The sequence below is a fragment of the Vibrio sp. H11 genome (genome assembly GCF_004804295.1).
GTDB lineage: Bacteria > Pseudomonadota > Gammaproteobacteria > Enterobacterales > Vibrionaceae > Vibrio > Vibrio ostreae.
In genome coordinates this window covers 107,687-122,967 of record NZ_SSHN01000002.1, presented here as the reverse complement: position 1 = coordinate 122,967, position 15,281 = coordinate 107,687, and the positions used below count along the sequence as shown (strand labels likewise).

At 45.7% G+C, this 15,281-nt stretch carries 14 protein-coding genes; 7 read left to right on the top strand and 7 right to left on the bottom strand.

Annotation, left to right across the window (positions count from 1 at the left end; all coding sequences use genetic code 11):
- The first annotated feature begins 268 nt into the window (after positions 1-268).
- The 3 genes from E6C74_RS03320 to E6C74_RS03310 are packed head-to-tail and all read left to right on the top strand — an operon-like array spanning position 269 to position 1,930.
- Positions 269-589, top strand: coding sequence for a helix-turn-helix transcriptional regulator (locus E6C74_RS03320; RefSeq protein WP_136483289.1), 321 nt, complete (start codon positions 269-271; stop codon positions 587-589).
- On the top strand, positions 574-900 hold the full coding sequence (locus E6C74_RS03315; RefSeq protein ID WP_136483288.1) for a HipA N-terminal domain-containing protein: 327 nt from the start codon (positions 574-576) through the stop codon (positions 898-900). Before E6C74_RS03320 ends, E6C74_RS03315 begins: the two co-directional genes overlap by 16 nt.
- Positions 884-1,930 (top strand): HipA domain-containing protein, encoded by a 1,047-nt coding sequence (locus E6C74_RS03310; protein ID WP_136483287.1) that lies wholly within the window; start codon positions 884-886, stop codon positions 1,928-1,930. The genes E6C74_RS03315 and E6C74_RS03310 overlap by 17 nt, the downstream gene beginning before the upstream one ends.
- Before the next feature lie 508 nt (positions 1,931-2,438).
- Here the strand turns inward: E6C74_RS03310 and E6C74_RS03300 are convergent.
- From E6C74_RS03300 to E6C74_RS03275, 5 genes are all read right to left on the bottom strand, one after another.
- Positions 2,439-3,278, bottom strand: coding sequence for a mechanosensitive ion channel family protein (locus E6C74_RS03300; RefSeq protein ID WP_136483286.1), 840 nt, complete (start codon positions 3,276-3,278; stop codon positions 2,439-2,441).
- Between the two features lie 80 nt (positions 3,279-3,358).
- A complete protein-coding gene (locus E6C74_RS03295; RefSeq protein WP_136483285.1) occupies positions 3,359-4,327 on the bottom strand; it encodes a calcium/sodium antiporter in 969 nt (322 codons plus the stop codon).
- Between the two features lie 12 nt (positions 4,328-4,339).
- Positions 4,340-5,143 (bottom strand): undecaprenyl-diphosphate phosphatase, encoded by an 804-nt coding sequence (locus tag E6C74_RS03290; RefSeq protein ID WP_136483284.1) that lies wholly within the window; start codon positions 5,141-5,143, stop codon positions 4,340-4,342.
- A gap of 1,570 nt (positions 5,144-6,713) precedes the next feature.
- On the bottom strand, positions 6,714-7,001 hold the full coding sequence (locus tag E6C74_RS03280) for a hypothetical protein (RefSeq protein ID WP_136483587.1): 288 nt from the start codon (positions 6,999-7,001) through the stop codon (positions 6,714-6,716).
- Between the two features lie 392 nt (positions 7,002-7,393).
- Positions 7,394-9,139 (bottom strand): EAL domain-containing protein, encoded by a 1,746-nt coding sequence (locus E6C74_RS03275; protein ID WP_136483283.1) that lies wholly within the window; start codon positions 9,137-9,139, stop codon positions 7,394-7,396.
- 996 nt (positions 9,140-10,135) lie between these two features.
- On the opposite strand from E6C74_RS03275, the gene E6C74_RS03270 reads away from it, so the two are divergent.
- Entirely contained in the window at positions 10,136-10,399 is a 264-nt protein-coding gene (locus E6C74_RS03270; protein WP_136483282.1) for a hypothetical protein, read from the top strand.
- A gap of 27 nt (positions 10,400-10,426) precedes the next feature.
- Here the strand turns inward: E6C74_RS03270 and E6C74_RS03265 are convergent, their stop codons facing one another.
- On the bottom strand, positions 10,427-11,008 hold the full coding sequence (locus tag E6C74_RS03265; RefSeq protein ID WP_136483281.1) for a DUF2913 family protein: 582 nt from the start codon (positions 11,006-11,008) through the stop codon (positions 10,427-10,429).
- Between the two features lie 617 nt (positions 11,009-11,625).
- Here E6C74_RS03265 and E6C74_RS03260 point away from each other — a divergent pair.
- On the top strand, positions 11,626-12,231 hold the full coding sequence (locus E6C74_RS03260; protein ID WP_346762935.1) for a LuxR C-terminal-related transcriptional regulator: 606 nt from the start codon (positions 11,626-11,628) through the stop codon (positions 12,229-12,231).
- Positions 12,232-12,259: 28 nt separating this feature from the next.
- Here the strand turns inward: E6C74_RS03260 and E6C74_RS03255 are convergent, their stop codons facing one another.
- Positions 12,260-13,333 (bottom strand): CBS domain-containing protein, encoded by a 1,074-nt coding sequence (locus tag E6C74_RS03255; RefSeq protein WP_136483280.1) that lies wholly within the window; start codon positions 13,331-13,333, stop codon positions 12,260-12,262.
- A 1,081-nt stretch (positions 13,334-14,414) separates the two neighbouring features.
- Here E6C74_RS03255 and E6C74_RS03250 point away from each other — a divergent pair.
- Positions 14,415-14,657 carry a helix-turn-helix domain-containing protein gene (locus E6C74_RS03250; protein WP_233423468.1) on the top strand — a complete coding sequence of 81 codons (243 nt, stop codon included), beginning with the start codon at positions 14,415-14,417 and terminating at the stop codon, positions 14,655-14,657.
- A 1-nt stretch (position 14,658) separates the two neighbouring features.
- Entirely contained in the window at positions 14,659-15,003 is a 345-nt protein-coding gene (locus E6C74_RS03245; RefSeq protein WP_136483279.1) for a TraK family protein, read from the top strand.
- Positions 15,004-15,281: the final 278 nt, after the last annotated feature.

The following is a 15,281-nucleotide window of genomic DNA, read 5'->3' as shown; positions in this document are numbered from 1 at the left end:
AGTGTCAATGAAATGAGGATTAGGCCGATGTGACCTGGCTGTGAGCAATGGTCAGGACGGGTTTATTGACACTTGGGGGGCCAGAAGTACAGATGAGCTGAGCTAAAGGAATTGCATAGCACTAAAGGTTCGTACATGAGCCATTTTTCAACCTTAAGAAACACAAAGCTCATTAATGACATTAAAGCGGTTTACATGGGCTATTTTTGAGCTTATATTTAAATAAAACCGTTATATGGTTCATATTTGACACACCAGAGGCAATGCTATGAATCCTAAAGTACTACAACTTCGCAATCTCACCAGTAAGCTTGAGTCCGAAATTCACGAAGTTTTCGAAGAGATGCTTAGCAACGTTGACGCCTCAAGCAACCGCCCTATTTCAAGTTACTCAATTTACGAGACCGACACTCTGATTGATGATATGCAATCACGCAAGAAGAGTATCTCATTAGAAGACCTTGAATTGCAGACGGATATTTCTAAATCAACGATAAAACGAATGCTTAAAGACCCAAGCAAGACTTCGCTGGATAACTTTTTAGCCGTTGCGAATGAACTCGGAATGAAAATATGGATCGAAAAGTAAAAGTTCTTTTGTACGGCAAGTTTTGCGGTGTTTTGTCTCAAAACGAACAAGGTTTTCTATTCGAATATGAACCTGGTTATCGAGGCCGGAGCTTATCGCTGAGTATGCCTGTCACCGATGGGCCATTTAAGAGTAAAGAGCTGCATCCTTTTTTCCTCAGTCTTGCTCCCGAAGGATGGCTGAAGAAGCGCTACTCAGAACTACAAAAAATTGATGAAAACGATCCGCTGGGTATGCTGCTGTCCAACGGCAAAAATTTACTTGGTGCAGTCCAACTGTTGAGGTTAGAAGACCATGTATCCGAGCAATAGAAGCCTAATTAGCCTCGATGAGCTCAATGAACAAAATAGAGAACAAGTCGAGTATAAAAAAGGGGAGATCAAAACCCTACTAGGTTCGAATAGATTTCAGATCCAATTGCCTTTTTCGCGTACTGAATTTGTTACTGAGTTGCCAAAGAAACAAAAAGGCATGAGCATTTCCGGTTACCAACCCAAGCTTTCTCTGGCGATTAATGACGAGAATCAGATAGGGGTTGTGGAGAATAAGGCTCTATTTATTCTCAAGCCTTCACCAGAAGAATTTCCTCATCTTGCCGAAAACGAACACGCAACCATGTTAGTGATGAAATTCCTTGGTTTCGATACGCCTCCCTTTGGATTAGTTCGATTTAACGCTCCGGACGGAGAAGGTGAACTCGCCTTTATGATTAGGCGCTATGACCGCTTAAACGCAGGTGAAGAGGCGATTCATCAGGAGCAACTGGATGCCGCCATGGCCGTACGGGAAAAGTACGGGAAGACAGAAGGCGATGCCGAAGGATATGTGAGCTACGAGCAAGCCTGTAAGTTCTTAATTCATCAAGTAGACGGCAGCTTAAACTTTAAGAAAGAGCTATTTAACCGAATACTCGTCGCCTACTTTCTCGGTAATAATGACCTACACCTTAGAAATATTGGTTTGCTGCTACCGGAGCAAGAGGCCACCCGACTCGCGCCAATCTATGATTACGTATCTATAGCGCCCTATCCTGGCTACATCGCAAACGAGAACCCATTAGCATTACCTCTTCTCGCGAGTGAAGAAGGCGATAATTTCAATACCAGTGGCTATCAATCACATAGTACCTACACCGGCTATGACTTTCTCACCTTCGCACAAAATATTGGTCTCAACCCTAAACTGGCGACCAAAATGATCAAAGAGTTGTGCGCCAAGCAAGAGGCGATTCTCGATATCTACCGTAATAGCTTCATGCTCCCAGAGCACGTAGCGAAAGTCGCAGAATGGATATTGAGTCGAGTCAACTATTTGGGCCAATTAGAGCATGTTGCTGTTTAATACATGGACGCCCTGACCTGCCCCATGAAAGCGTCAGCCGGTTAGTAAAAGGCGGGCTAAGTGATCAGCAAGTCGCCGCCATCAGCGGCCACAAATCAATGCAGATGCTACACCGTTACACACCTCAGAGCCGAAGACCTGGTTGACGAAGTGGACGCGATTGCGAAAGGGGAAAAGGCTTAGCCAACTCTGCCCCTCAAGTGTCAATGAAATGAGGGTTAGACCTGTGTAACCTGGCTGTACTCAATGGATAAACTTGGTTTATTGACACTTGGGGGACCAGGTCAATACACGGCCAGGTCAATACTGCCTAAATCATTTCTGGACAAAAGTGTGTTTCGGGAACTAGAATATTAGCATTTAATTAATTACAGAAGGTATGGAAAAGAACCTTAATTCTTCGCCCAAAACTTCTGGCGCAGATCAAAAAATGGTGGGCAGTAATGGCGAGAGCTCCAATCAGAGGAAGTCACAAACAGCATCGCAACTTCCTCCGCTTATGTATTGGTTAAGGTTTTACCGAGCCTTTATCAATCCACTTCATGTTCAGATCTCTCTGTGGAAAAGGGATGGTTAATCCAGCCGCTTCGATATTCGGCTTCACTTGCTTCTGCACCAACCAATAGGTTTCCCAGTATTTATCTGTTGGACACCAAGCGCGAAGTTGGAGGTTCACTGAACTATCAGCCAGCATGTGGACAATCACTTGAGGCTCAGGATCTTTAAGAATATATGGCTGAGATAATGCCAGTTCTTTAAGCACATTCAATCCGACCTCGACTGAATCTTGGTAAGAAATGCCAACCGTGATATCCATACGACGTTTGTTGTTACGGCTAAAATTACGGATAGTTGAATTCCAAACGGCACTGTTCGGGCTAGAAATGTAGAGGCCATCTGCCGTCTCGAACACAGAGGTGAAAAGGCCAATATCAACCACGCTACCTGAGTAGCTTCCGAATTCAACGAACTCGCCTTTTTTGATCGGCTTAAGAAATAAAATCATGATACCTGCGGCAATGTTGCTCAATGTGTCCTTCAGTGCTAGACCAATCGCTAAACCCGCGGCACCAACTAAGGCAACCAAGCTGGCGGTATTCACACCAAAGAGATCTAGAACAATGACCAACGCGACTAAATAAACCGCATAAGAAGCCACTTGAGAAAGCAAGCGCGCGATAATTTCATCTCCACCACTGACTTTCTCTGTCGCTTTAAATACACCGCGCTTGACGAGCTTGGATACCACTGAGGCTAAGATAAAAATAAAAATCGTCAAGAGCGCATTTTGCAAGATCTGCATAATGAGCGCCTGATGCGTATCGTAAAAACCAGCGATATGTTCCATGGTTACTCCTCTATCTTTTTTGTAAGGATTGGTAATGGTTACTGCGTAACTCAATAAGTTCGACGTTCAATATTTGTGTATTACAGCGCTCCATAGATGAGATAACCGTTGTACCCCAAATAACACACCAACAGAACAACGCCTTCACTGCGAGAAATCGTCTGTGATTTGCCAAAACGAGCGGCGGTCAACAGCAGTAATCCCGTAACAAAAAGCATCGATGTCCAGTCACGCCAGAAGACTTCAGCACCAATATTGGCAATAGGTTCAATGATGCCAGCAATACCGATGACGGCTAAGGAGTTAAACATATTTGATCCGACCACATTCCCCACAGCTATATCATGCTCGCCTTTACGAGCCGCCACTATGGATGCAGCTAATTCGGGTAACGACGTCCCTAAGGCCACAATAGTTAGGCCAATCAATAAATCGCTGACACCGAGTTGTTGTGCGATTTCCACCGCTCCCCACACCAAAATACGCGAGCTGATAATCAGTAACACTAACCCTGTAATCAGCCAGAAAACGGATGACTTCAGTGACATACTTTGGCTAGACAGTTCATCGTCCATCTCTTGTTCTAAGTGATCCCCCTTTGAGCGTAATGCACTCCAGATTGACCAACCAATCAAAAGCATGAATCCACCAATCAACGCCCAGGCTTCTAACGTGCTGATATGGTGATTCCACAGCATTGCACCAATACCAAGCGTGATGACCAAAAGAATGGGAAGTTCTTTGCGGATGATGCTTGAATGCACAGCAATCGGTGCAATGATCGCGGTCACACCGAGTATTAAGGTAATGTTGACAATGTTCGAACCGACAGCATTTCCGAGTGCCAGAGCAGGGTTGCCATCCATAGCCGCCATTGCCGAAACCACCATTTCGGGAGCCGATGTACCGAATCCGACGACCAACATACCAATCAATAAAGGCGGCATTCCTGCGTAGTTGGCACTAGCGGCTGCGCCTTCAACAAATTTATCTGCACTCCAGACAAGCAGTGCAAAGCCAGCGATAATCGCGAGTGAAGCTAATAGCATGTTTAATCCCTATTAAATAACGTAAAAGTATAGAATAACGGCCAAAATTAATCGGTAGATGACATAAGGCATCATCCCAAATTGATTCAGGAATTTGAGGAAGTAGTGGATCGCCAGTATTGCGGTGAGAAAAGAGGTAACGCTACCAATTAAAAGTGCCAGCCAATCTACGGTTACCGAACTATCCATCGCTACTTCAGCGATTTTGACTGCTGCCGCGAGAGCAGTAATCGGTATGGCAAGCAAAAATGAAAGGCGCGAAGCGGCCTGACGCTCGACGCCAAGCATAAGCGCAGCGGTAATCGTCGCACCCGAACGTGAGGTTCCAGGTATTAACGCTAGGGCCTGAGCGCAGCCTACAACGACCACATCCTTCCAGGTTAACATGCTGATATCTCGTGTTTTCTTACTAAGGATATCAGCCAAGCCCAGTAATACGCCAAAGAACACGGTGGTGAAAATAATCACCTCAACCGAACGAAGTTGATGATCAATCACATCCATTAGCAGTAATCCCGCAAGTGCCGCGGGAAAGGTTCCCCACAAAATCGCCCAAGCTAAACGACTGTGTGATGTCGAATATTGACGATGAGTGATTGACTTACTCCACTCTGAGAGTAACAGAATGATATCTTGACGAAAGTAGATAAGTACAGCGAACAGCGTGCCAATGTGAGTAGCGAGATCGAAGCTGATACCTTGATCGGCTTCGCCAAGCAAAGTGGGCATTAAAATCAAATGGGCAGAGCTAGAAATAGGGAGAAACTCAGTGATTCCTTGCACAATCCCTAAAAACAAAGCGTACCATGCATCCACAGCAGGTTTCCTTTTGTAATCTCGGGAAGGCAAAAAAACAAAAGCTAAATAGCAATCCTACCCGTATCGCTATTTAGCTTAAGTCTTGCCAGAACATGTCGAACGTGAATACCACAAGCATGAGGCTTGGAGACTGTTGATATTCACTCCACTACTAACCAGTAGAGGAAGGCTACTCCCTTAAACGAGCCAGATTGTAACTAATAAGTACGATTTATATCAAATGTTAAATGAATAAGTTGAAATAAGAAAAATTTGGGTGGAGAGTATGTGTGCAAGTTTTGCTCTAACTATTAATACACAGTTTCAAAGTCCATCTGGCTACGATGAAAAATGCGACCCAAGCCGGAAATAAAACAACGACGGCACCATCTGTCGCGTCTGCTGCTTCAAGTCAACCGTCAACCAACGGGACAACCGCTCAGGCTAATCCAACTCAACAAACCGGTGCGAATGCTAAATCTATAAGTACAGCACGAACTAAAGATTTCAAAGAGGCGATTGCCTACTGCTGGACGCTCAAAGAGCCGAAGAGTGGCCAAAAGGACATTTGGTTCTGCCACGGCCCCATCCAAAAACATTAGTTGCGACCACTCTCCCGAAAGCTATGGAGTTAGTCGGTTGTGATTACCCAAATGCACTGAGAAAGTGGGATTTTAAAGATGGTGTGGTTCACGCCTGTGACCTTGGTTTGGAAAATTACGATGAAGACGTCGCTAATCTCTACCAGGTACCTCCGGTCATCACTAAGAATTTGCATCAGTATCGATGCAATCTACCTTACCAAGGCAGATGCAGAACAACTCACTGAACTCAAGGGCGCTCGATTGGGCGCCTTTTTACTAATTTCGATTTCTGAGGTAGTTTTACAATGCTTCATGAGTTGCGACCGGGAACGCATCTAGACATGTGTATCGTTGAGAAGATCCATTGTCCTCCATTTTAGCGATTTTAGGTTGGAGGATTTACTTTTGAGCGCTTTAAACTGCATTCATTGCACGTCCAATTTATCGCAGAACAAACAAAGGCAACCAAGAGCGTGGTCATGTATAAATGCACTGAGCCTGGTGAGATGACATCCAGATAAAAGTCATTGTTTAGAAACTCCAACCCAAACACGAATGCAAATGCGCAAGCCAGTCCCTTCGTGTATACATAGTGAAGAAAACCGTTGCGTCTTTGTAATAACCACTCTTGTCGCTGTTTCCTGTCCATACCTAACTCCTCCTTGAAAATTCCATAGAATGATGCGCTACAATGACAACAGCGTGAGTGTCATTGTCCATCGCAGTAAAGCCCAGAGTCTGCGTTCAAGATGATGGCACTCACGTGCTGTGCTACATGAACTGAAACCCATTTGAGTTTCTGCGCTGGTGCACATAGCAAAGAATACGGGCTTTCCCGTTTGACGATACGCGTTCGCAGTAACGGGGACGACTCATTACGAACGGCGCCCCCTAGAGACCAGCAATGTGGCATCTGTGGCACTCGGCATTTATGTTAACTCGGGCACAGAGAAGTACGTCAACGGAAACACGCTAACCATAGCAGTACCACGGTGATGGTGACATCATTCATCTTCAGTCACATCGACTTTCTCTTCCAAGTCTCTGATTAATTCATCAGCAATATGCTCAGCCGTAAACGCGAAGATATTCAGCTCTGACGTTGCTAGCATCCCTTCAACCGGTCGCTCGAGATGAAAAACCATATCCCAGTATTGATAGTCCATCCAAAGCTTGAGCCAGTCATTCGTCAACTGTAAGCGAGCGCAGACTGGCTTATCGTCACTGAGACGAGTCTGCATATCGTCAATCGTCGCGATGATAAACTGTCTGGTATCGTCACAAATGAGCATCACACTCTTTCTCCTTTCTAAATAGTGAGTGGTAAAAAAAGAGTAGTCAACGAACCGAAGAATTGCTTATGGCCTGTGAGGGCCTATTTGCTCAACGTTATTTTTAACACTCCTCAGGTGGAGTTCTAATTTAGGAGAGCGGCTATGTGGCGGGTTCACTGCTATCGGTGTTTCTGCAAAGCACGCAGTACTGCGAATCACCATACAATCGACGCGAACACCAAGGCCATCGTCCCTGATGGAAATACGCCCAAATAGATTCGGCTTTCAACTTTCGCCTGCAGAGCGCAGCCCAATCGGTGAACCTCATGGTGCCCTTGCGAATTCACACATTTATCTACGTAATATCGATTCACCCCTGACTTCCAGTCCAACGCAAACGAAAGACAACGCTACAATTTTAACCGCTTTAAGAGATAGTGTGTAATGTCCGTTTCCGTCACCAAGCCTTTATAGCGATTATCGGAGACAAGTACGATGGGCAGAGAAAGCGCGCTCTCTTTGAGTAACGGGAGCACATCTGTGAGCAGTGCCTGTGCGTCCATGATGGTCAGCTGCGTGTTCATCATGCTGGCGACCGGCTTATTCCAGATGCCCGCTTCTTTCATGGTTTCATGTTCAGTTCCCATGGCCGGAGTCAGATGAAGATTGAGCTGAGCTTTGTCCACCAATCCGACACATTCCCCTTTGTTGATAACGGGGATCACATTAATGGCGTCGGGTTTTAAGTATTCGTTAGCCAGGATGAGCGGCTCACCGGGGTCTAAACGAGGCAGGCTTTTGCTGGCTATATGGAGTAAGGTGATGGCTTCTTCATCCGCATCCGAGCTATCCGTCAGGCCATCGGCATGCAGTTGTCGAAGTATCGTCTCAAGCTGTTTCTCTGCCTCCTGTAGGTCGCCATAATCAACCGGCTTAGCAAACAGGTAGCCCTGCATATAGTCCACCCCCAAATAAGACAGCAAACGGGCTTCGTCCGGCGTTTCGATACCTTCAGCAATCACCTCAACGTCCAGGCGGTGGCATAGTCTGACCAACAGCTTAATGACCTGGTAGTATTCCCCCCGCTCATGGCTGCGTTCAATCAGCTCGCGGCTGACTCTGAGGTACTGAAATTGCCCCTGGCTCAATAAGTCAGCCAGTCGGAATCCCTCGGACAAGTCGTCCAGCGCAAACTGTACGCCCCGCTGATGAAACTCCGGGAGTAGCGTTGAGACATCGAGCGCTGCCGCAGGGCTTTTGACTTCATTCATGTCGATGACAATGTGCCGTGGCTCGACCTGCTCCTGCTTCGCAAGCCGCACCATGCATTCCAGGACTTCGGACAAACTCTGTTGGGTATTCGGCGAAAGATTGAGATTCAGGAAACGGCCGGATTTTTTCAGCCACGGCGCGCACTGGGAAAACGCGTTTTGGTAAGTCAGTAAATCCAACTCTGAGATAAGATTTAAATCCTCAGCGAGCCCAATCAGTTCCGTGGTTGTTGCGTTAAGCGCCGCGTCCAGGTTAAAACGGCACAGCGCCTCATAGCCTGCCACCGCCCAGTCCTGACAACGTATAATAGGTTGGTACTGAACGCCTATCGCGCCTTTTTCGATGGCATCTCGTACAAGGTCCTCTAACAGCACGTAGCGCTTAATCGTCAGTTGCAAATCGGTATCGTAGAACTGAATACGGCTTTTGTGTCCGGCTTGCTGAGCCAATGTCGCCTGAGAGGCATGCACGACGGCCCTTTTCATGGAATGGGTGTCCTTTCCCAACACCGACACACCGACTTTCCCGGAAATTAAAAACCGATACATGCGCTCATCGGCCTGCTTCACTTCAGAAAAGAAATGACGAATGCTGAAATGAATCGCGCGGGCCTGGTTCTGGCTAATGCATATCGGTTCGCACACGTAGACCAACAGGAAACTCTGATTCAGATTCCCGACCACCTGCGCACTTTTCACGGTTTGCATGACTTTGTGGAAAACGTCAAACGCTCTGGGATCCAGACTGGCGGGCTTAATGGCAAGCACCAGCGAGATACTCTGATACCGTGCGGTGTGCATTTTGGACTCCGCCGCCGAGATAAAGGCAGCCTGGTCCATGGTGCGTGACGATTCGGATTGAGTTGACGTTGATACGGGGGCCATCAGTGACTCCTTCGTTCTGCTCTCAGCCGCAAACTTCCATCGCGAGCTGGTGACGTAAAATTCGGACTTGTCGCTCTGCCGAGAGTTTCAAACTCCACGCCAGTTCATACACTTCCTGAGAAACCTGACCTTGAAGATAACGGTGCTGCGTATGGTTATAGCTGGCTTAGAGCAGCGCCAGACGTTCGCAGGCAGCATGGTATCGGTCCCAACTGTCAGCATGGCTGTGCATCATGGTTCACCTCTTACATCCATGTCGGTCGTGAGTGGTTATGATTGACTGTAAACGAACGACGTTCTGTTCGTAAATCAATTTTGGAAGAATGGCGAAAGAACTGTGCGCTTAGTCATTGAAAAAGAGCCGCCAAACGGCGGCTGCTTTGAGGGTTTATCAATCGTGATACTTATAGAGGTTGAGTAGGGCCTCTATTCCCTCAATATAGGCAAACGTGCATGACACGATGAACGGAGATGCGGAAATGTGACTCATGTCCTAATGACTCTGGTGAAACAAACCGCGCGGAACATGGGTTCGTCAATTGGTTCAGCGGCGATAGTACCAACTTAAGTTGCAGTCAGGGTCAAATTGGCAGCCTTGCCATACCGCATCATATCTTTGAGTCAGTTCGCGCAACAACCGATTCGCATCGGACAGGCTAACGCTCCCGGACATCCCACAAAGCTGGCATTGTTGGATAAAGTCTCTCGTGCAAAAAGCCGCGGGATACCGAGTGTCAGGCGCAACCAACGCCTGAATAACCAACAGCGCCTCATGGTAGACTCTTTCTTTCATCTCAAATCTCTCACACATTGCATGGGCACTTTTTAAAAATCCGCCGCAACGTTGGCCGTAATACTGAGGTGGGCAATAGAGGCAGGATACCCACTTAAGGGTAGTTCGAGAGGTCCTACTTGTCAGTTTTACAATCATGGCATTGATTATTCTGCCACTTTGTTTTAGTACAGGACATTCACTGAACAACCCCAGAGAAGCGCATGATTGTTAACTTTTATGAAGTCGCGCCCGATGGCACGCTATCTCTCCGAAATCGAATTACGTCTGTCGACAATACCACTCCGCTATTGCCGAAACTGGATGAAACGGTGTTCTTCAAGGCACCCAGCGCTGGGTGTTATCGGGTGGCCAATATCGTCCATATTGTCGAGCAACCCTCAGATGAGCCCACTTTTGCTCGGCTCTCGGAAGTCGATGTTCATTTGGTGAAAATTGAAGACATTTCACCAGACTATGCGATTTAGCCTGAAGACGTTTTTGCGCCTTTCGCGTCAACCTCTCAAAGGATGCAGCAGCAGATGGAGCTGCTGAGTGTCAGCGTTCCATTCCTTGGTTTCTGCAATAAAGCCACCATGCTCATTCACCACAGACTCAAGTCGGAGCGCTTTGTCCGATTGAAGCAACATCGACAGCGGTGCCACTTGCTGCTTGTGGTCGTTGAAGCCGTGTTGGGTTTGCTCTTCCAGCATATAGAGGATGTCCGGACTCGGTTCTTGTCCTTCAAGAAAGACTTCGGACTCTACTCCCTGCCTCGCATTCAGATACAGCAATAAAGCATGCAACTTAGCCATATCGGTCGTATTCGCCATAGTCATGCTGTCATGTAGACCTAAAAGCTTGGCTTCTAAATTGCCGTTAGAACTGCGCCCTAACTGAATCATGGCTTTGATGTCCTTTTTGAACTGATGACCGTGCCGCGCGTTCAACTTGTGCTTGATATAACGAACCAATATGTCGTTTCGCTTTGAGATAGGCACAAACCGAGGTGTCGCGGAGACTTCCATAAAAAGATGAAGCAATGCATGGCACACTAACGCTGCCAGTTGTGAGTAGTAATCGCTATCGTGTTTCATACGCGTTCGTAAGAGCCCAAGAAGCCCTCATTTAACCCCCCTTTTACTCGCAATAACAATGCACCATGCCGCTGGCTTTCAGACCGCGTGACGTGACGGCTGCTCTCACTCTTTGTCCTGAAGCTGATAAGCATAATGTGGCGTATTGCTATTTCTAATACTAAAGTTAAGGTATACAGCGACTATGTGAAGATTCGCGATGAAAACAAACAATCAGTTGGCCCCGACCTTCAGCCTCGATGGTCTTCAGTACCATTTATCTCTGAGGGGTGAAACCATACTCTCCATTGACAGCGACGCGATCAGTTACGAGCAAGCGGAAGACATCTACATTGCTCTTCTTAAAGCCATGGAGATATCGTTAACGCAGTATTGTCCTAATTTGGACCGTGCCTTTCAAAGGGAGTATCAGGAGAGCTTAACGTGCGATTAAAGCCGTGAATGCCATAACCAGGCGATGACAACACGGGCTCCCCCTTTTCCCATGGGTGAGTATTTTATTGCTACGTTGACGGTTATCACAATTCGCCACATCCCTCTTGAGACACAAAATCATCGCGGTAGAGTAATAGACAACGTATTGCCTATATCGAAAGGTACCCAAGAACTATCCAGGCATCCAGAGCGCCCTGCTTTTTTCAGAAGAAAGCCTTACGTCGACCATGCTAAAAGAAACTCTGGGGCGAAACCTTCCTCTGTCGGTTGAATTACAACGTTTCAGCCAGTTGAGCATCGAGAAAAGTACCTGCGCAAAATACATTTTTATTGATTTTGCCCACATTACGGATGAGTTCGAGAACAACTACTACAACATCAAATATCAGATAGGCTTACACGCCAAAGAAATACTGATTAACTGCCCGAGAGACATCAGCGTGGCGTACTTATTCAAGTGGCCCAATTTGTATGGGGTGTTTTATGCCGATGACTATATTGACAAGATTTTTCAAGGCACCCATAAAATCATGCAAGGTGAAATGTGGCTGTCCAGGCAACTCTCTCAGGACTATATCCTACATTTTCGCAGCAATATCCCTGTGCTCTCCAGCCGAATGCTAGGCGCCGTGCTGACCAAACGTGAGCATGAGGTCGTTAAACTATTAGTGAAAGGACAAACGAACCCTGAAATCGCTGAGCATTTTGGCGTAAGTCTGAATACCGTAAAATCCCATCTGCACAACCTCTTCAAAAAATCAACGCCAAGAACTGGGTTCAGGCCATAACTTGCTTGTACACGATGCAACCGCATCGTTATGCCTTGATATTGTAAAGGAATTCAATGAGGTCTGATTGAGTCACCATACCTTTAAGTCGGTTCCTATTATCGACAATAGGTATATGGTGATACCCTGACGTTAGAAGAGGAATCGTTCGCGCGATATGGGTATCCGTACGCATAAACACTGGCGCTGCATTCATAAATTGGCTTACCTCTTTCTTGGCTTTTTTCTTTGCTTGCAGGTAAAGTGCGATAAATGAGTCAAACTTTCTATTCTCAACACTTCTTAGAAAGTCAACCAAGGAAAATATCCCCACAAGCTCATGCTCATCATCAACCACAGGTAAAGCCGTAAATTGATTCTGCTGAAGTAGTTCCAATGCTTTATGGATAGTGTCATTCGGCTTCAATGTTATCAACCGGCTCGTCATTACATGCTCACAAGTCAATTTTTGATGCCGATGTTCCAGCGCAAGTAAATGAGTCTGTTTGAAAATATCGTCTAGCGTTCTCTCATCGATATCGAGCCACTCATTTCTCGTTGCAATGGTTTCATGTAACTCACTAAAAAATATAGAGATTTTGTTGTGAGCGAGTGTTGATGTTGAGCCTGATGACTCTTTTTTAGATGCCCTGTGGTTGAGGTACCAACGGTAAAAATAGCCACAAATGATAAGCGGGATAATATTGAATAATACCGGATCTAGAAGAAATGAGAGTCCCATTGCTGGCTGCGTACTTTGGCTTATTGCTGGCACCAGTGCTGTGGCCACACCTGGCGGATGAACGCACTTGAAAATAACCATCGTAATAATGCTCAGCGTTATCGTCGTTAAGCAAAGTATTGTCGCATCGTCTATCAAAGATGTAAGACATACACCAACTAGTGCTGGCAGCAGATGGCCTGCCAAAACAGGCCAAGTTCGCCCCATTGGACTACTTGGCACAACGAATACGATTGTAATGGAAGCACCTATCGAAGCGATCATCAATGGCGTTGTGGGCAGATGATGCATTAGGGTCGCAAGGTATGAAACGATAGATGCCGTTAACAAAACTGGCAGAATCAATGATAGAACTTGTCTAATTTCGTTTTTTATGAACATAAGGTAATGATTGTATTAGCAAACTTAGCACATCATATAATTATGATTTAAGAAAGTTTACAGATTTGTTGAGCGATAAGTTGGGTATTCTATGAGATGTGTAAATAGAAATGAAGCTAATCTGGAGGCACTCAAGCTGCCACGTATCAAGCCGGTCGCTTTTGGAGAGGTCTGAATTGCATCTCTTACTAATTTAGTACTTATTGGATTACCTAGCATATTGAAAATAACTCTACTGTTGTGGTACGGTGAATTTGGCCACATAGCTAGAGTTTTGTCATAAAGAAAAGTAAGTCAAATACTAAACTGAGTGCAGTTTAGAAAAACCGACGTAAACCACAATGGGGCATTTACGAGTTAACACTGTCATTTCATAAGCTGTCGTTACGACTCTCAAGATCCTCTCATATGTCAATAACACCGCCATCACCATAACAGTGTCTCACAACCTCTCTCAGAAAATCGTACCAATTGACATTTAAGGGACACGACCATGAGAACTCAAGACTTATCTCCTATTTAGTGAAAACATCAGATCTCAATTTCACAAAAAAATAGAATATTTAGGAATAAAAAGGGTTAGTTTAAGATCCTTTAGTAATTTAACTACAACTTTTCTTAGTCTAGTCACTATCTTTATCAATTCACCGTCTAGATCCTGCCCCCTCTATATCTCCTTCTCTTCTAAACACTTAAAAGCCCAACGTAATAAATAAAATAATCCAATGAAAACAATCCATTAAAAAAACAAAACTACTAATAATTCATTTAATTTCGATATACCGAAATGAATATATCCCTCTGACGAATTTTAGCGGCTAAAAAAAACCACTTTTACAATGAAAAACCACAATAAAACCACATAAAGTATATCTAAACTTACCGTCAACTTAGACACATATCACGACAAGTTAATGCAATTTAGAACCACAATTGCGAACAAAACGGCCTTGATGCCCCATAAAATCCATGATTATGATTACTTTGATTATTATCTGAACCAACTCCCTAAAATCATAAGTTTACGGTATTTGGTGGGTAATTATTAAAAGCAATAACGAACGTTACGAAGGAGAGCAAAATGATGACGACTGAAGAATGGCTGTACAACAAATACGGAAATTCTCCGCTGCTTTCGTTTACCCAGGTTGCAGAGATCCTGCATCGCAGTCCTGAAGGGTTGAGAATTACTCTTCGCACTAACTGCGATTTAGCCAACAAGCTGAAACCCAATCGACTCAAAATTGGCAGACGTGTTTATTTCAAAGTCTCCGATATCGCCAACTTAATTGACCAGGCTACCCCGGACAACATGGAGGCTTGAGATGTCTGATTACGTCAAAGAGCTGCAAGCCTGGATTATCCAGCGCCAGCCCAAAACTCGCCCTCCCACCAAACAGGAAGTCCTGGCAACTTTCCTTGGCGTTCAACCCTTCGTCGAGGAAAGCATTGAGGCAGGATATAACCTCAAAACCATTTGGGAGTACCTGACGGAACAGAAATATATCTCGTTCCGCTATGAAACATTTCTGCGCTACGTAAAGCAGTACATCACGACAGTTCCCAAGCCCTGCACAACCGATAAGCCAGCGAAAGAGAAGCAAAACGTTTCTCGTAAAATCAGTGGATTTTCGTTTGATGCAAAGCCAAATAAGCAGGACTTGATATGAATACGCAGACACGCTGTTTACCCGCTGTCAGCTCGCAGTCGCAGCGCTACCAACGCGCAACACCGACACAACTTTGTGTGTTTTTCGCTGGTATTGATGTGGTTTGTTCGTGTTTTTACCTGCTTTTGGGCTGGTTTACGCGCAATTGCGCGACAGCAGCGCAGCATACCTGCGATATCCAAAACACAGTTGCGGGCGATATTGCGGGCAGGATAGGTGAAGTGGTCCCCCCGACAAGTCGGCGGTTACCACTTCACTTCCCTTATTCGCGCCAGGGC